The sequence below is a fragment of the Streptomyces sp. NA04227 genome (assembly GCF_013364195.1).
Lineage (GTDB): Bacteria > Actinomycetota > Actinomycetes > Streptomycetales > Streptomycetaceae > Streptomyces.
Genome location: NZ_CP054918.1, coordinates 3,795,364 through 3,812,166, shown reverse-complemented (window position 1 = coordinate 3,812,166; position 16,803 = coordinate 3,795,364). Strand labels below are relative to the sequence as shown.

16 protein-coding genes are annotated in these 16,803 nt (G+C 70.2%); 8 read left to right on the top strand and 8 right to left on the bottom strand.

Annotated features, from left to right (window positions below; all coding sequences use genetic code 11):
* The first annotated feature begins 38 nt into the window (after positions 1–38).
* Positions 39–743: a GntR family transcriptional regulator gene (locus HUT18_RS16205; RefSeq protein WP_176101360.1), complete on the top strand. Its 705-nt coding sequence runs from the start codon at positions 39–41 to the stop codon at positions 741–743.
* On the top strand, positions 740–2,056 hold the full coding sequence (locus HUT18_RS16200; RefSeq protein WP_176101359.1) for a nitrate/nitrite transporter: 1,317 nt from the start codon (positions 740–742) through the stop codon (positions 2,054–2,056). The genes HUT18_RS16205 and HUT18_RS16200 overlap by 4 nt, the downstream gene beginning before the upstream one ends.
* 130 nt (positions 2,057–2,186) lie before the next feature.
* On the opposite strand, the gene HUT18_RS16195 is transcribed toward HUT18_RS16200, so the two are convergent.
* Positions 2,187–3,011, bottom strand: a complete 825-nt coding sequence (locus HUT18_RS16195) for a maleylpyruvate isomerase family mycothiol-dependent enzyme (protein ID WP_176101358.1) — start codon at positions 3,009–3,011, stop codon at positions 2,187–2,189.
* Between the two features lie 208 nt (positions 3,012–3,219).
* Here HUT18_RS16195 and HUT18_RS16190 point away from each other — a divergent pair, with 208 nt between their 5' ends.
* From HUT18_RS16190 to HUT18_RS16180, 3 genes are all read left to right on the top strand, one after another.
* Positions 3,220–4,005: a carbon-nitrogen family hydrolase gene (locus HUT18_RS16190; protein ID WP_176101357.1), complete on the top strand. Its 786-nt coding sequence runs from the start codon at positions 3,220–3,222 to the stop codon at positions 4,003–4,005.
* 97 nt (positions 4,006–4,102) lie between these two features.
* Positions 4,103–4,378, top strand: a complete 276-nt coding sequence (locus tag HUT18_RS16185) for a hypothetical protein (protein WP_176101356.1) — start codon at positions 4,103–4,105, stop codon at positions 4,376–4,378.
* 18 nt (positions 4,379–4,396) lie between these two features.
* Positions 4,397–5,149: a hypothetical protein gene (locus tag HUT18_RS16180; RefSeq protein WP_176101355.1), complete on the top strand. Its 753-nt coding sequence runs from the start codon at positions 4,397–4,399 to the stop codon at positions 5,147–5,149.
* 31 nt (positions 5,150–5,180) lie between these two features.
* On the opposite strand, the gene HUT18_RS16175 is transcribed toward HUT18_RS16180, so the two are convergent.
* Positions 5,181–5,774 carry an LURP-one-related/scramblase family protein gene (locus HUT18_RS16175; protein ID WP_254878636.1) on the bottom strand — a complete coding sequence of 198 codons (594 nt, stop codon included), beginning with the start codon at positions 5,772–5,774 and terminating at the stop codon, positions 5,181–5,183.
* Between the two features lie 171 nt (positions 5,775–5,945).
* On the opposite strand from HUT18_RS16175, the gene HUT18_RS16170 reads away from it, so the two are divergent.
* Positions 5,946–6,509 carry a GNAT family N-acetyltransferase gene (locus HUT18_RS16170; protein WP_176101354.1) on the top strand — a complete coding sequence of 188 codons (564 nt, stop codon included), beginning with the start codon at positions 5,946–5,948 and terminating at the stop codon, positions 6,507–6,509.
* Between the two features lie 55 nt (positions 6,510–6,564).
* A complete protein-coding gene (locus HUT18_RS16165; RefSeq protein ID WP_176101353.1) occupies positions 6,565–8,445 on the top strand; it encodes an NHL domain-containing thioredoxin family protein in 1,881 nt (626 codons plus the stop codon).
* 49 nt (positions 8,446–8,494) lie between these two features.
* On the opposite strand, the gene HUT18_RS16160 is transcribed toward HUT18_RS16165, so the two are convergent.
* The 6 genes from HUT18_RS16160 to HUT18_RS16135 form a co-directional block, all read right to left on the bottom strand.
* The gene (locus HUT18_RS16160; RefSeq protein WP_176101352.1) at positions 8,495–9,262 is read right to left on the bottom strand and encodes an SDR family NAD(P)-dependent oxidoreductase; all 768 of its coding nucleotides are present in this window, start codon (positions 9,260–9,262) and stop codon (positions 8,495–8,497) included.
* A 152-nt stretch (positions 9,263–9,414) separates the two neighbouring features.
* Complete coding sequence (locus HUT18_RS16155) at positions 9,415–9,636, bottom strand: DUF6458 family protein (RefSeq protein WP_176104575.1); 222 nt, start codon at positions 9,634–9,636, stop codon at positions 9,415–9,417.
* 205 nt (positions 9,637–9,841) lie between these two features.
* The gene (locus HUT18_RS16150) at positions 9,842–10,807 is read right to left on the bottom strand and encodes a helix-turn-helix transcriptional regulator (protein WP_176101351.1); all 966 of its coding nucleotides are present in this window, start codon (positions 10,805–10,807) and stop codon (positions 9,842–9,844) included.
* Positions 10,808–11,051: 244 nt separating this feature from the next.
* Positions 11,052–12,008 (bottom strand): hypothetical protein, encoded by a 957-nt coding sequence (locus tag HUT18_RS16145; RefSeq protein WP_176101350.1) that lies wholly within the window; start codon positions 12,006–12,008, stop codon positions 11,052–11,054.
* Between the two features lie 386 nt (positions 12,009–12,394).
* A complete protein-coding gene (locus HUT18_RS16140) occupies positions 12,395–13,738 on the bottom strand; it encodes a M18 family aminopeptidase (RefSeq protein ID WP_176101349.1) in 1,344 nt (447 codons plus the stop codon).
* Between the two features lie 179 nt (positions 13,739–13,917).
* Positions 13,918–15,744: an acyl-CoA dehydrogenase gene (locus HUT18_RS16135; protein ID WP_176101348.1), complete on the bottom strand. Its 1,827-nt coding sequence runs from the start codon at positions 15,742–15,744 to the stop codon at positions 13,918–13,920.
* A 392-nt stretch (positions 15,745–16,136) separates the two neighbouring features.
* On the opposite strand from HUT18_RS16135, the gene HUT18_RS16130 reads away from it, so the two are divergent.
* On the top strand, positions 16,137–16,622 hold the full coding sequence (locus HUT18_RS16130) for an SseB family protein (protein WP_176101347.1): 486 nt from the start codon (positions 16,137–16,139) through the stop codon (positions 16,620–16,622).
* The last annotated feature ends 181 nt before the right edge of the window (positions 16,623–16,803 follow it).

The following is a 16,803-nucleotide window of genomic DNA, read 5'->3' as shown; positions in this document are numbered from 1 at the left end:
CCCGCCTCATGCGTACGTGTTGCATCTAAGCTGTGCGCATGCCTTCCGCCCCCGCGTCGCTCACCGCCGACGCCGCCCCCGGCACGCCCGCCACTCCCGCCGCCAACAAGCAGCCGCCCGCCGCCGAACGCGTATACCAGCACGTCAAACAGGCCGTACTGGAACGCCGTTACGAGGGCGGCACCCTGCTCACCGAGGGCGAGCTGGCCGAGGCGGTCGGGGTCTCGCGCACCCCCGTACGCGAGGCGCTGCTCAAGCTGGAGGTCGAGGGGCTGCTCAAGCTCTATCCGAAGAAGGGCGCGATGGTGCTGCCGGTCTCCGCGCAGGAGATCGCCGACGTCGTCGAGACACGGCAGCTGGTGGAGACGCACGCCGTACGCAAGGCGGTGCCCGCGCCGCCCGCGCTCCTCGCGCGCCTGGAGGAACTCCTGGAGCGGCAGAAGGCGCAGGCCGCGGCCGGGGACCTGGCGGCCACCGCCGTCACCGACCGCTGCTTCCACGCCGAGATCGTCAGGCACGGTGGCAACGCGATCCTCTCCCGCCTCTACGACCAGTTGCGCGACCGGCAGTTGAGGATGGGCGTGGCCGTCATGCACTCGCATCCCGACCGGATCGCCAAGAACATCGCCGAGCACGCCGAGATCCTCCAGGCGCTGCGCGACGGCGATGTCGAGGACGCGGTCGCCCTCGTCCACGGCCATGTGAGCTGGTTCTCGCACCTGGCCCGGGGCGAGACCCGATGAGCGCGTCAGGGGCCGCGAAGCCTGTCGCCGCGCTGCCGGGCGATCCGCCCGGGGGCCGTCGCGCGATAGCCGTCTGGTCCATAGGCGTCGCCGTCTACTTCGTCGCGGTCACCTTCCGCACCTCGCTCGGCGTCGCGGGCCTGGACGCCGCCGACCGCTTCGACGTCAACGCCTCGGCCCTGTCCACCTTCTCGATCCTCCAGCTCCTGGTCTACGCGGGCATGCAGATACCCGTCGGACTGCTCATCGACCGGCTCGGCACCAAGCGGGTCCTGGCCACGGGCGCGCTGCTGTTCACCGTCGGACAGCTCGGCTTCGCGCTCTCCACCTCGTTCACCCTGGCGCTCGTCTCGCGCGCCCTGCTCGGCTGCGGCGACGCGATGACCTTCATCAGCGTGCTGCGGCTCGGCACCCGCTGGTTCCCCGCCCGGCGCGGACCGATGATCGCCCAACTCGCCGGTCTGGTCGGCATGGCGGGCAACCTGATCTCCACCCTGGTCCTCGCCCGGCTGCTGCACGACCTCGGCTGGACGGCCGCCTTCGCGGGCAGCGCCCTGTGCGGTGTCGTCGTCCTGGTCCTGGTGCTGCTGTTCCTGCGCGACCACCCGGAGGGCCAGGAGCCGCAGCCCGCCGCGCACCACGGCGCCGCCTTCGTACGCCGCCAGATCGCCGCCTCCTGGCAGGAGCCCGGCACCCGGCTCGGCCTGTGGGTGCACTTCACCACCCAGTTCTCGGCGATGTTCTTCCTGCTGCTGTGGGGACTGCCGTTCCTCGTCGAGGCGCAGGGCCTGTCGCACGCTACGGCCGGACTGCTGCTCACCGTGGTGGTGCTCTCCAGCATGGTCGTCGGCCCGGTCTTCGGGCACGTCATCGCCCGGCATCAGGAGGCACGCGCGCCGATCGCGCTCGGCTCCGTCGCCGCCAGCGCCTGCGCGTGGGCCCTCACGCTCGCCTGGCCGGGCGCCCACGCACCGATGTGGCTGCTCGTGGTGCTGTGCATCGTGCTCGGCGGCTGCGGCCCCGCCTCGATGATCGGCTTCGACTTCTCCCGCCCCGCGAACCCGCCGGAACGTCAGGGCACCGCCTCCGGAATCGTCAACATGGGTGGTTTTACCGCCTCGATGACGACACTCCTCGCGGTCGGCGTCCTCCTGGACCTCACCGACGACAACTACCGCCTGGCCTTCTGCGCCCTCTTCGTCCTCCAGGCCGTCGGTCTCGTCCAGATCCTGCGCCTGCGCCCGAAGGTGATCCGCAGGGAACGCGAACGGCTGGTGGCGAGCAGGGTGGAGACGGTGCACGTACCGGCGTAGCGGTGCGCTTGCTGGCGTGCGCAAGTGAGGCACGTACCGGCGTACGGAGGTCGTGCACGCGCGGACGCCCGTACCCGAGGACCACGATGGACCTCGCGTACGGGCGCCGGTACGCCGTACTACACGTCACTCACGGCGTGACGACGAACTCCCGCAGGATCGCCTCCGCGAGGGCCTGGTCGCCGTCCGCCTTGATGTCACCGGCGGCGGCCTCGGGCGTCACCCGGCCGCAGGCCAGCTTGTAGAAGGTCTCCCAGCCGAGGGCCAGCGTGAGCGTGGGGCCGAGCGAGGGCGAACCGTCGATGGAGCCGCGGCCGTCCGCGCTGACCCGGACGGTGCGCAGGAACTCCAGCGGCCCGCTCACGTCGAAGACGATCGCCGACTTCGGCGGCGCGCCCGCGTCCTTGGCGATCACCTTGGGCAGCGAGGTGAGCAGCATGTCCCGGACCACCTGGGCACCGGGGGAGTCGAGGTTGCCCGGCGTGCCCAGCGCCGCCCGCAGGTCCTGTTCGTGCACCCAGACGTCGAAGGCGCGGTTCATCAGCGAGACCTGGAGCGACTGCTCCTTGCCGCCGAGACCGCGGATCACGGCGTCCGGCTCACGGGACTCGTTGCGCAGCTGCCGCGACCGCCGGATGATCGTGTACTCCAGCTCCGCGGTCATCTCCGGCGCGGTGTGGTGGCGCCGCGCGTCGACCTGGATCTCCATGTAGCGCTGGGCGTCGGTCCGTACGTGGAAGAGGTCGCGCGGCAGGCTGTGGATCGGACGCGGGTCGCCCAACGCCTCGCAGTCCAGGCCGATCACATGGGAGACGATGTCCCGCACCGACCAGCCCGGGCACGGAGTCGCCCGGTTCCACTCCCCCTCCGGAAGCGGCTGCACGAGCTGGGATATCGCTTCCACGGAGTGGGTCCAGGCATCGGCATAGGTCTGAAGGCTGGGATGGAGACTCACAAGACCCCTCGGGCGTGGCGAACGTACGACGGACAGCGGTTTTCGCCGGTCTGCGGCAGCAGCGGACGGCTGTTTCGGGCGTGGAAGACCGGGGGCTCCCCCGCTACAGACAGTACGCTGCCGGAAGGCACCTCGGCAGTGCTTTCGGGTGACGATCGTAGGCTGAGTTGACGGTGAATGACGTTATCCACACCAGGACGGTGGTAGTGTGCGCGCCTCTCTGATCCAGATCGGTCCGGACGACAACGAACCTATCGACTCCCGCCGTGAGCGGGCCAGTTCACTGGTCAGGGAACAGGCGGGCGCCGATCTGGTCGTCCTGCCCGAGCTGTGGAAGACCGGAGCCTTCGCCTTCCAGCGTTTCGCGGACGAGGCCGAACCCCTCGAAGGGCCCACGTACGAGGCCATGGCCAAGGCCGCCCGCGACACCGGCGTCTGGCTGCACGCGGGCTCGATCCCCGAGCGCGACACCGACGGCACCCTCTACAACACCTCCCTCGTCTTCACCCCCGAGGGCGAACTCGCCGCCACCTACCGGAAGATCCACCGCTTCGGCTTCGACCGCGGCGAGGCGGTCCTGATGGGCGCGGGCAAGGACCTCGTCACGGTCCCCGTCCCCGGCACCACCCTCGGCCTCGCCACCTGCTACGACCTCCGCTTCCCCGAACTCTTCCGCGGCCTGGTCGACCTCGGCGCCGAAGTCCTCGTCATCTGCGCGGGCTGGCCCGAACGCCGCGCCGCCCACTGGTCCCTCCTCGCCCGCGCCCGCGCCGTCGAGAACCAGTCCTACGTCCTCGCCTGCGGCTCGGCGGGCACGCACGCGGGGGTACTTCAGGCGGGGCACAGCCTGGTCGTCGACCCGTGGGGGGAAGTCCTCGGGGAGGCGGGGCCCGGCGAGGAGGTCCTGACGGTCGACATCGACGTGAGCCGCGTGGCCACGGTTCGGGAGGACTTTCCGGCGTTGAAGGATCGGGTGTTGGGGCGGGAAGGCTGAGCGGAGCCCGTCCCGGACCCGATTCGTCCTCGTCCTCACAGATACCTGAGGTATTTGGGTACCATGGATCACAGCGACGGGTGAAGGAGGCAAAGCGATGAGCACGGCCGCGAAACCGACCAGACAAGCGCCGCTGAAAGTCGATCCGGACACGGACAAGATGATCACCCAGGGTGCGCACTTCCTCGGGCTGACCAAGAAGGATCTCGTCGCCGAAGCGGTACATCTGTACCTGGAGCAGCGCCGGGACGATCTGCGCTCCGGCATGGTGGAGGCGCTGAGTGTGCTGGACGGTTCACTGAAGGCGGACGTCATGCTGCTCACGGGGCTCACCGCCGAGGAGCTGGACTCCGTCGGCGGAATCGACGAGTAGGCCCAAAGGCACTGATTCATGCGACCAGTACGACCGACGTTGCGCTGTCTGCGGGAGGACCTCGCCCTCGCGCTGCCGCCCGTCACCGTTCCCCTGGACGAGATCGACCACCCGTTACTGGCGAAGGCGGCAGAACAGTTCGCCCACGACGAGGCGAAGCACGAACGTATCCGCGCGGTCGACGACCGGGTGCTGCTGAAGGTCAAGGTGCAACGGTGGCGCGGCGCGGTGTGGGTCGACGCGGACCTGCCGTGGGTGGTGGCGGCCGGCCATCGTGAGAACGGCTCGGCGGACGACTTCTACGCCTCACTCGAGACCGAGGCCAAAGCCGCTCGTGCGCGCTACAACGCAGGGCACGCCCAAGGCCTGAGAACGGCCACGCACACCGCACACCTCCTTCCCGGCCGCGACGACCACGTCAGATACCGAGCCGAGGCCGGTGTCCGCTTCGTCAAGGAGCTGCGCGCGACGCTGTGGGACCTCACGTACGCGACGCTCCGCGACGGTCAGGAGCACGCGGTCGACTTCGACACGTTCACCCTCGGCCTACAGGTACGCGCGGACGACGGGCACGAGACCTATGTGGCCGTACGGATCACCGGCTCGGTACCTGCCAACCTGTCGACCCTGGTACTGAGCAATGTCCCCGGGTGCGAAGCGGAGGGCTGGTACCCGGAGTACGCCCTCCCCGAGCGGGATCTCCTCCCGGCCGAGCAGGCCTGGTCCAACCTGATGGATCCCCGCGCGGCAGCCCGAGTGCTGGACGCCTGACCGGACGGAAGCCCAAGGGCGACGGCGTGGCCTATTCGCCTCCGTCGCCCTCCCCGCGCCGCTCCCTCTCCCGCTTGTCCCGCTCCAGATCCGCGAGATGGATCACGCACACCGCGATCGCGATGAGCAGGGCCGGATCGGCATCCTCCCGGAGGATCTCCACCCCGTACGTCTCCCGTACGCGCAGCCAGCGCCGCGAGACGACGGCGAGCAGTTCGCCGTCGTACTCGACGACGAACTCGCGGTCGAAGATCCGCCCGCTGACGTCGAGTTCGGTGCCGTCGACGAGCCGTACGCGGTAGTGGTTGCGCAGCAGCGAGAGGCGTTTGCGTTTGATGGTGGCGAGGTCGGAGCCTTCGCGTTCGATCACCATCGTGTCGCGCAGGGCGAACATCTTCTTGTGGATGTCGACGAGGACCCGCCCCCGGGTGTCCTTCAGCTCGAAGGTGTCCCGCAGCCGCATGGCCTTCCCGTCGACGAGGAACACCTTGGTGCCGTGCGCGTCCTCGATCCAATAGTCCTCGCCGATGCCGAGGAGGCGGTCGCGGACCAGGTAGGTGCCGGAGCGTGCGGAGGGGGCGGGGTGTCCGGGGTGCGAAGTGCGGCCTTCGGGGGAGTTCATCATGATGTGACTGCTTCCCCGTCAGGGGGCGGGAAACTCGGGGGGTAGGCCGAGGGGCGGAGTCCGGCGCCGAGCCCGACTCCGTCGTGACGCCGTCCGGCAGGGTCCCTCTTTGGCACCGCTGATCCATAAATACGTTGTCATTCCGCGGCCACCCGCTTACGTTCCCCGCCCATGGCCTCTGACCCCCTTGGCACCGCTGACGTCACTGACACCCCGACGCACCAGGCCTCGCCGGAACTTCGCACCGGCCGCCTGCTCCTGGAGCCCTACGAACCGGCCGACGAGGACGACTTCCGCGCGCTGTTCGGGCGGGCCGAGGTGGTGCGGTGGATGGGCGACGGGCAGTACGCCGACGAGGAGATCAGGGCGATCTTCGGCCGGATCTTCAGCAAGGTGTACGCGGGAGGACTGTTCGACGTCTGGGCCGTGCGGCGGGGCGGGGTCTACGTCGGGCACGCGGAGATCAAGCCCTCCGAGGTCGTCGAGCAGGGGTACGAGATCGTCTACGCCCTGGCCCCGTCGGCCTGGGGTCAGGGCCTCGGTACCGAACTGGCCTCGGCGCTGACCGCCTACGGCTTCGACGCCCTCGGCCTGGCCGAGGTCCACGCCACGGTCGCCGCACCGAACTCCGCCTCCCTCGCCCTGCTCACCCGCGTCGGCTACCGCCATGTCCGGGACGTGGCCGAGGAGGACGGTCAGGTCACACGGCTGCTGAGCTGCCTGAGGCCCGCGTAAGGGTCGGGCCGCCGCGCTTGACCCGCCGTTCGCACCCGGATGGCAAGCTTGAAGCATGAACGATGCCGCCCCGGCGCCCACTCCCGCGCCCGCCCCCCGCCGTGCCCGTGTCCGCGCCCCCGAGCTGATCGGCAAGGGCGGCTGGCTCAACACCGGAGGTGAGGAGCTGAGCCTGGCCGGGCTGCGGGGGCGGATCGTGGTGCTCGACTTCTGGACCTTCTGTTGCATCAACTGCCTGCACGTCCTGGACGAGTTGCGCGAGCTGGAGGAGCGGCACCGGGACACGCTGGTGATCGTCGGGGTGCACTCGCCGAAGTTCGTGCACGAGGCGGAGCACCAGGCGGTGGTGGACGCGGTCGAGCGGTACGGGGTGGAGCATCCGGTGCTCGACGATCCGGAGCTGGCGACCTGGAAGCAGTACGCGGTGCGGGCCTGGCCGACGCTGGTGGTGATCGATCCGGAGGGGTACATCGTCGCCCAGCACGCGGGCGAGGGACATGCGCACGCGATCGCCGCGCTGGTCGCGGAGCTGGAGGCCGAGCACGAGGCGAAGGGCACCCTGCGCCGCGGCGAGGGCCCTTTCGTACCGCCGGAGCCGGAGCCGACGACCCTTCGCTTCCCGGGCAAGGCGTTGCTGCTGCCGTCGGGGAATCTGCTGGTCTCCGACACCACTCGGCACCAGCTGGTGGAGCTGGCGGCGGACGGGGAGAGCGTCGTACGGCGGATCGGGTCCGGTGTGCGCGGGTTCCACGACGGGGACGAGCTGGACGCCACCTTCAGTGAGCCGCAGGGGCTCGCGCTGCTCGACTCCTCGACCGTGGTCGTCGCGGACACCGTGAACCACGCGCTGCGCACCCTCGACCTGGCGACCGGGCGGGTGGGCACCCTCGCGGGCACCGGAAAGCAGTGGTGGCAGGGCTCGCCGACCGAGGGCCCGGCGCGGGAGGTCGACCTGTCCTCGCCGTGGGACGTGGCGCTGTTCGGCGGCAAGATGTGGGTCGCGATGGCGGGCGTGCACCAGCTGTGGACGTACGACCCCGTCACGGACCGGGTCGAGGTGGCCGCGGGCACCACGAACGAGGGGCTGGTGGACGGCCCCGGCGACCAGGCGTGGTTCGCGCAGCCCTCGGGGCTCGCCGAGGCGGGTGACCGGCTGTGGCTGGCCGATTCCGAGACCTCGGCGCTGCGCTGGGTGGACACGGAGGGCGAGGTGCACACGGCGGTCGGCACCGGTCTGTTCGACTTCGGTCACCGCGACGGCGCGGCCGGCCAGGCGCTGCTCCAGCATCCGCTCGGGGTGACCGCGCTGCCCGACGGCTCGGTGGCGGTCTGCGACACGTACAACCACGCGCTGCGCCGGTTCGATCCGGCGAGCGGTGAAGTGACCACGCTGGCAACGGACTTGAGGGAACCCTCCGATGCCGTCCTGTCCCCCAGTCTTCGACCGGGAGGTGCCCCCAGTGTCGACATCGTGGTGGTCGAGTCGGCGCGGCACCGGCTGACCCGGCTGCGGCTGCCGGAGGAGGCCGTACGCGTCGAGTCGGTCGCGCACCGCACCCAGCGCGCGGCGACCGAGGTGGCGCCCGGCAAGCTCGCACTCGACGTGATCTTCCAGGCCCCGGCCGGTCAGAAGCTCGACACGCGGTACGGGCCGTCCACCCGGCTGCTCGTCTCCGCCACTCCGCCGGAGCTGCTCATCGACGGCGAGGGTGCGGGCACCGCGCTCAGCCGGACGCTGGACCTCAACCCCCAGACGGAGGAAGGGGTGTTGCACGTCTCGGCGATGGCCGCCTCCTGCGACGACGATCCGGAGAACGAGTACCCGGCCTGCCATGTGCACCAGCAGGACTGGGGAGTTCCGGTCGTCGTGGCCGAAGGGGGCGCCACCCGGCTGCCGTTGGTGCTCGCGGGGATGGACGCGCAGAGTACGGACTGAGGTGAGGTGAGGTGAGGCGGGGTGAGGTTGGGCGGGCGTCCGTCCGGCCTCAAGTGCGCAGGTAGGACGCCCCGTTGAAGTCCAGCACCGTGCCCGCGGACCACTCGGACTCGGGGGAGGCCAGCCACAGTACGGCTGCCGCTACCTCCTCGGCGGAGGCCACCCTCCCGTACGGGGACTGGGTACGGATGGCTTCGCCCTCGGCGCCGGAGAGGCGGTGGGCGACGCGCTCGGTCGTGAAGAAGCCGGGCGCGAGGGAGGCCACGCCGATCCCGTGCGGGGCGAGGGCCACCGCGAGGGACTGGCCGAGTGCGTGTACGGCGGCCTTGGTGGCGCCGTAGGCGGGGTGGTCGGGCTCGCCGCGGAAGGCGCCCCGGGAGCCGATGTTGACGATGCGGCCGCCGGTGCCCTGCTCGATCATGCGGTGCGCGGCGAGGTGGCTGAGGTGCGCCGTGGCGAGCAGGTTGACGTCCACGTGCTGCCGCCAGGCGGCGACCCACTCCTCGTAGGCCGTGGTGGCGGGCGGGTGCGGGGTGTTCACGGCGGCGTTGTTGACCAGGACGTCGATTCCGCCGAGCCGTTCGGCCGCCTGAGACGCGACGATGGCGGCGCCGTCGGGGGTGGAGAGGTCGCCGCCCACCAGGGTGTGGCCGTCGCCGGGGAGGGCGGCCAGTGTGGCCGTGGCCTCCTCGGCGCGGCTGCCGTAGTGGACGGCGACCTTGTCCCCGTTCGTGGCGAAGGCATGGGCGAGAGCACGTCCGAGTCCGCGGGAGGCCCCGCTGACGAGGACCCGGCGGCCGGTGCGGGGCAGGGACATGGGCGGGAGTCACCTCGTGGTCGTGCGCCCGGCGCCGCCGGGCTCGGTCTGCGGTGGCGCCGGCGACGGCCGGGCGCTGCTCCCATGATCGCGTCCCTGCGGGCCCGTGCCCGCTCAGGGGACCGGCCGGGCGGGCCGGTCAGAGCAGTCGGTCAGTGCAGCCGGTCCGGGTGTCGGTCCTCGACCACCGTGGTCGGGGGCACGATTGCCCTGCGGCGCTTGTAGATGCTGGTGAACGCGGTGGTGCCCAGCAGGCCGACCGCCATCAGGATGACGCCGATCAGATTGACGTTGGCGCCGTCGAGGTCCCAGCTCGTTGCGAACGCGAGAATGGCCCCCACGGCGATCAGCAGGATGCTTCCGCCCAGGCCCATGGAACTCACTCCTCAAGTGATGGACTGTTGTTCCGGTTCCTGGGCGGCTACCCGGAAGCAAGCCTTCCATTCGGGTTCGGCCCCGACCCGTACATGAGCCGTCACCCTGCGGGCGTGACCGTGAACCCGACGCCGACGGCCATCAATTCGGCATACGTGGTCGTCAATTCGGCGTCCGCTGCCGTCGATTCGACGTCTTCCGCTGTCAACCCGCCGCCGTATCAGGGCAGTTGCGCAGAGACGAGTACTGGAGGCGGCCGTGCTCCAGGCGGATGCCGGGCAGCCAGAGGTTCTTGCCGTCCTTGTCGACCCGGTACCAGATGCTGCTGTGGCCGCCCTTCTCGTCGGTGACCGTGACCCCGTTGGCGATCCGGCAGTCGGCGGTGAGCCGGTCGCCGTGCCAGACGTAGCCGCCGATGTTGGAGGGCCGGTAGGGCTGGTACGGGTCCTCGGCCAGGCCCATGCGGCACAGGCGGGTACGCGGCTTGGTGCATGTCGTGTCGACGTTGTTGACGGTGACCTGCTCCGTCTTGACGCCCTTGCCCGGGTCGGAGGAGTCCGCGGAGACGGACGAGTCGTCGTCGCCGAGGCTCAGAGCCAGGGCGGTGGCGCCGCCGATGACGGCGAGGACACAGACGACCGCGAGCACGACGCCACGGCGACGGGCACGGGAACGGGGAGGTCCGCTGCTGTGCGGCTCCCGTGGGGTCACATCGGGGCCGCTGTGCGGTGAATCCCCGGCCCCCGCAGGGGAGTTGGCGGCGGAGTGGGCAACGGGAGACACCTCGGCACCGTCCGCACCCTCGGCGTCTCCGCCATCCCCGGCGTCCCCACCGTCTCCGAACTCACCCGTCCCGCCAGCCTCGTTGGCGAGATGCAGCAGCCGTACGAGCTCCGGCAGCCGGTCCTCGGCCGTGAAGGAGAGCTTGCCCCACTGCACCAACAGGCGTTCGTCGGGCAGGGATTGGCCGCGCAGGTAGCGGGAGAGGGAGGAGCGGCTGGCGGGCAGCCTGCTCTCCAGGTCCGTCAGGCTCAGCCCGAGCTCGCCGTGCATATGGCGCAGAGCGGACGCGAAGTCGCGTACCGGACCGGTGAGTTGCTCGGGCAATGGCGCCAGTGGTTTGCGGCGCGGGTTGTTGGGGCGGTTCTGATTCCCATGCACGGAGGGCATTTGAGCACAGCCGGGCCGTACATGCGAGGCGGCACCTCCGCTCCCCTGTGGCGGAGGTGCCGCTCGTGACACGATCCGGAAATCGTCCGGATGGGCCGGTGAATTTCGTGACGGAATCCGGTCGGGGACTTCGGGACGGGTGGTGAAGACCCGACCGGATTCGCAAGTGGAACTTACCGGTCACTCGTACTTTTTCGTCTGTCGTGCCTCATTGGCCTCGTGCGCCCCACGAGTGGGCCGGGGCTCAGTCGTTGAACTTCAGCGGCCGGTACGCCTTGTAGACGTTGTTGTTGAGGCCGTAGGTCAGCGAGCGGTGGTCGGTGCCGTGGCCGCCGCGCTGCTCGAAGGCGGTGTAGGAGGTGTGGGCGGGGTTGTCCCACTTCTCGAACATCACGACGTGACGGGTGTTGCTGTTGCCGTCGGCGTCGATGAGCAGGTCGCCGGGGCGCAGGTCGTTCACCGGGATGGGCTTGGTGATCGCGGGGCTGGTGAGGCCGACCGTGTTGGTGCCGGGTGCGCCGAGGCCGAGGGCCATCGAGACATAGCCGGAGCAGTCCTGGCGGTAGCCGTCCTTCCACACCTTGCCCTGGCTGTACGGGACTTGGGCGCCGCCGTTGGCGGTGAGCCAGCCCGCCGCACGCTTCAGGGCCTCCTCGCGGCTGCCGCCGGGCTGTCCGGGCGGCGGGCCGCCGTCGCCCTGGACCGGGACGCCGGGCAGCGAGTCCTGCGGGATGTCGACGGCGACGACGCTGAGGTAGCCGCTGACCGGGCCGGTGATGTGGGCCATGTAGGTCGAGCAGGCGTTGCCCTCACAGACCTTGCGGCCGGTGTTGACCTGGTGGTCGGCGATGATGCGGTCCTGGCCGGGCGCACCCTTGTTGATCATGCCGACGGACGCCGAGTTGATGTCCGGAGTGGCGTGGACGACCCAGCGGGTGCCCCAGGTCGGGAACTCCGCCCCGGCCGCGGTCTTGACGATGTCGCCCGCGGGCTTCGCATCCGCTTTGGTGTTACGGGACTTGGCGTCGTCGGAGCTCGCGACCTTGTCCGAACCCGCCTTCCCTGCCTTCCCGGCCTTGTCCCCGCCGTCGTCGCCCGAGCAGGCGGTCAGACCCGCGATTCCGATACCGGTCGCGACGGCGACCGGCAGCACCTTGCGTGCCAGAACGCTCCTGCGGAACGCGCCCCCGTTGGTCCTCATGACGAACTCCCCTCGTTGACGGGGCGGTTGCCCGACCGGTACAGCGCGGTGCTGCGCTGTACCGGTGGGGCGGCCCCGTGTTGACGGGATTCATCCTGTGGCGGTGGGGTGCCGTTCTCCGGCCGGTCCGCCACTGTTGGGACGTCCCGTCCGGCCGCACCGCTGTGACCTGCTGGGACATGGCTGTGGGACGCCGTGGACGGGACGTGATGGGGGTCCGTGCGGGACATGTCGGGACGGCGGGGTGCGGTCCCGCGGTCCCGGACGGGGGCAACTGCCGCGTCACGGCTACGGGTTGGGCGTTACGCGTAGCCAGTAGCCAATAGCCCGTAGCCCGTAGCCCGTAGCCCGTAGCCCGTAGCCCGTAGCCCGTAGCCCGTAACGCGTTACGAGTCGAGGAAGGCGACCAGCGCGTTGGCGAGCAGGTACGGGTCCTTCGCCGCGCACAGTTCGCGGGCGCTGTGCATGGAGAGGATGGCCACGCCGATGTCGACCGTCTTGATGCCGTGCCTGGCCGCGGTGATCGGTCCGATGGTGGTGCCGCAGGGCATCGAGTTGTTGGAGACGAAGGACTGGAAGGGCACTCCGGCGCGCTCGCAGGCGGCGGCGAAGACGGCCCGGCCGCTGCCGTCGGTGGCGTACCGGTTGTTGACGTTGACCTTGAGGATCGGTCCGCCGCCCGCGCGCGGGTGGTGCGTGGGGTCGTGCCGCTCCGCGTAGTTGGGGTGTACGGCGTGGCCGGTGTCCGAGGAGAGGCAGACGGTCCCGGCGAAGGCGCGGGAGCGGTCCTCGAAGCTGCCGCCGCGGGCGAAGACACCGCGTTCGAGTACCGAGCCGAGCAGCGGGCCGTCGGCGCCGGTGTCGGACTGGGAGCCGTTCTCCTCGTGGTCGAAGGCGGCGAGGACCGGGATGTGCGGGAGGTTCCCGGCGGCCGAGGCGGCGATCAGGGCGGCGGTACCGGCGTGCACGGAAAGGAGGTTGTCCATCCGCGGGCCCGCGACGAGCTCCTTGTCGCGGCCGAGGTAGGCGGGCGCCTCGACGGAGTGCACCATCAGGTCCCAGCCGGTGACCTCGCCCCGCGCGAGCCCGTACTCGTCCTCCAGGAAGGCGATCAGGTCACCGTCGTGCCCCTCGCCGAGTCCCCAGACGGGCTGGACGTGGCGCTGCTTGTCGAGCTTGAGGCCGTCGGTGGAGACGCTGCGGTCGAGGTGGATGGCGAGCTGCGGCACCCGCAGCAGCGGCCGGTCGATGCTGACCAGGCGGGTGGCACCGTCCCGCAGCGAGAGCCGCCCCGCGAGCCCGAGGTCGCGGTCCAGCCAGGAGTTGAGCAGCGGGCCTCCGTAGACCTCGACGGCCACCTGGCGCCAGCCGTGCGCGGAGCTGTCCGGCAGCGGCTTGACCCGCAGGTTGGGCGAGTCGGTGTGCGCGCCGACGATCCGGAACGGGGTGTGCGCCGCGGCGCCCTCCGGCACGTACCAGGCGACGATCGCGCCGCCGCGCAGTACGTACTTGCCACCGGTCGAGCCGTCCCAGGCGTCGGTCTCGGCGACCTGCCGGAATCCGGCCTTCTCCAGCCGCTCCGCGGCGTTCGCCACGGCGTGGTACGGCGTGGGGCTCGCCGCCAGGAAGGACATCAGGTCGTCGGTGTGCTCCCGGCCGAAGGGAGCGGTGGGGGAATCCGTGCCTGTTTCCGGGGAGGTGCGGGGCGACGGGTGGGAGGGTGCGCTCATGGTGTTCACCTTAGCTACGTGCGACGTCCTGGTAGAGGGGAAGTCGTGCGAGGTGGCCGGAGGTGGCCGTACACGGACCCGGAGGCAGCCGTACACGGACGAGGGCCCGTCCCCGGGCAAGCGGGAACGGGCCCTCGTACGAAGGGAGTTGGCGGCCGCGTGCGGCGGCGCCGGGTGGATCAGAAGGCGGCTTCGTCCAGCTCCATGACGTCCAGGTCGACGGCCTCGGAGAGCTGGCGGGCCAGGGCCACGCCGGGCAGCACGTTGGCGGCGAAGAACTTGGCCGCGGCCACCTTGCCCTCGTAGAAGGCCTTGTCCTTGGCGGAGGCGGTGGGCAGCTTCTCCAGGGCGACGGCCGCGCCGCGAAGCAGCAGGTAGCCGATCACGACGTCACCGGAGGCGAGCAGCAGGCGGGTGGAGTTGAGGCCCACCTTGTAGATGGACTTGACGTCCTTCTCGGTGCCCGCGAGGTCGGTCAGCATGGTGCCGACGACGGCCTCCAGGTCGGCCGCGGCCTTGGCGAGCTTCTCGCGGGAGCCCGCGAGGGCCTCGCCGCCCGCACCCTCGGCGAGGAACTTCTTGATGTCCTCGGCGAGCGAGTTCAGCGCGGCGCCCTGGTTGCGGACGATCTTCCGGAAGAAGTAGTCCATGCCCTGGATCGCGGTGGTGCCCTCGTAGAGGGTGTCGATCTTGGCGTCGCGGATGTACTGCTCGATCGGGTACTCCTGCAGGAAGCCGGAGCCGCCGAAGGTCTGCAGCGACTGGGCGAGCTGCTCGTAGCCCTTCTCGGAGCCGTAGCCCTTGACGATCGGCAGGAGCAGGTCGTTCAGCGCCTCCGCCTCGGAGACGTCGTCGCCGTTGGCCTCACCGATGGCGATGGTGTCCTGGACGGTGGAGGTGTAGAGCACCAGCGAGCGCATGCCCTCGGCGTAGGCCTTCTGCGTCATCAGCGAGCGGCGCACGTCGGGGTGGTGGGCGATGGTGACCTTCGGCGCGGTCTTGTCCATGAACTGCGCGAGGTCGGGACCCTGCACACGCTCCTTGGCGTACTCCAGGGCGTTGAGGTAGCCGGTGGAGAGGGTGGAGATCGCCTTCGTGCCGACCATCATGCGGGCGAACTCGATGATGCGGAACATCTGGCGGATGCCGTCGTGCTTGTCGCCGATGAGCCAGCCCTTGGCGGGGTGCTTGTCGCCGAAGGTCATCTCACAGGTGTTGGAGACCTTCAGGCCCATCTTGTGCTCGACGTTGGTGGCGTAGGCGCCGTTGCGGGCACCGAGCTCACCGGTCTCGAAGTCGAACTCGTACTTCGGCACCAGGAAGAGGGACAGGCCCTTGGTGCCGGGGCCGGCGCCCTCGGGGCGGGCGAGGACGTAGTGGAGGATGTTCTCCTCCATGTCGTGCTCACCGGAGGTGATGAAGCGCTTCACACCGGTGATGTGCCAGGAGCCGTCCTCCTGCTGGATCGCCTTGGTGCGGCCGGCGCCGACGTCCGAACCGGCGTCCGGCTCGGTCAGGACCATGGTGGAGCCCCAGGTCTTCTCGACCGCGATGGCGGCGATCTTCTTCTGGACCTCGTTGCCCTCCTCGAAGAGGATGCGCGCGAAGCCGGGGCCGGAGGAGTACATCCACAGGGCCGGGTTCGAGCCGAGCAGGAACTCCGCGAGCGCCCAGATCACCGACGGCGGCGTGGTGGTGCCGCCGATCTCCTCGGGCAGGCCCAGACGCCAGTACTCGGCGTCCATGTAGGCCTTGTAGCTCTTCTTGAAGGACTCGGGGATCGGCGCGGTGTTGGTCTCCGGGTCGAAGACCGGCGGGTTGCGGTCCGCGTCGGCGAAGGACTCGGCGAGGTCGTTCTCGGCCAGGCGCTTGATCTCGCCCAGGATGTCCTTGACCGTTTCCGTGTCCATCTCGGCGTACGGGCCGCTGCCGTACACCTTGTCGCGGCCGAGCACCTCGAAGAGGTTGAACTCGATGTCACGGAGATTCGACTTGTAGTGCCCCATGGCGTAAAGCTCCGAATTCAATTGCAGTGGCGCTCAGCGCCCGGGGGTCCGGGTGCCTGGCCGCGGTAGGCGGATTCCTGCTGTCTCTACCAGCTGGTAGCTAGATGATGCTACCCGCCGGTAATAAGGCGCAAGCCTCCTCGCCCAAGTGTGAGCAGGGTCTACGCCCGCCCGTCTCCCCGCCCGCCACCCCCGGTGGGCGCCCGAGCCTCCAGAGTGCCCTACAAACACGGGGGTGACGCCTGGACGGACGGGTTCCGGAAGTGGAAGCGGAGTCGGGGCGCCGGGGGCCGATGGAGTGGCGCGCCGCACACCGCGGCCGTGGCTCACAACCGCTGCCTCGTGGGGCATCCCCGCCCTGCGGGCGCGCGCCGCTCGGTACGCTGTGCGGCATGTACGGCTACGACCAGCACGCGGGGGGCACGGCCCAGGGGCAGCAGTACGCACCGCCCCAGCCGCCGCCCCAGCATGCCCCCGGCGGGTACGCCCAGCAGCAGGCCCCGCTCTACCCGGAGCCGTCGCCGCCCTCGCTGGCCGACGCGGTGCGCGCCTTCACCACCGGGTCCATGGCCGCCGAGGACTTCCAGCAGATCTTCGCCACCGCCAAGGTCTACTGCCCGCGCGGGGACAACCCCGGCTTCCTGGCCCTGCACAACACCCAGCAGCCGGTCATCCCGATGTTCACCTCCCTCAAGGAGCTGCGCAGTTACGCGGGCAAGGACTCCAAGTACTTCGTGATCACCGGCGCCGAGGTGATCGACCTCCTGCCGACCGGCTACGGCTTCGTCCTCGACCTGGAGGGCGAGCACCGGATGGTCTTTGACGCCAAGGCGGTCGAGCAGATGGTCGACTTCGCGATGCGGCGGATGTACGGCTGAGGCCCGCGCCCCCGCCCGGGAGCCGTGCGTGGTTCCCGTTTCCCGCCGTTTCCCGCCGCGCGGTTGCCGTCAACTGCCTTCTGTGCGGCGCCCATTGAATACGTATACGTAAAAACGCGCCTGTCTCTGGGCAGCGCGGTCGCGGGCTCCTAGCTTTCTGCCACCGGCTGGGCCTGAGGTG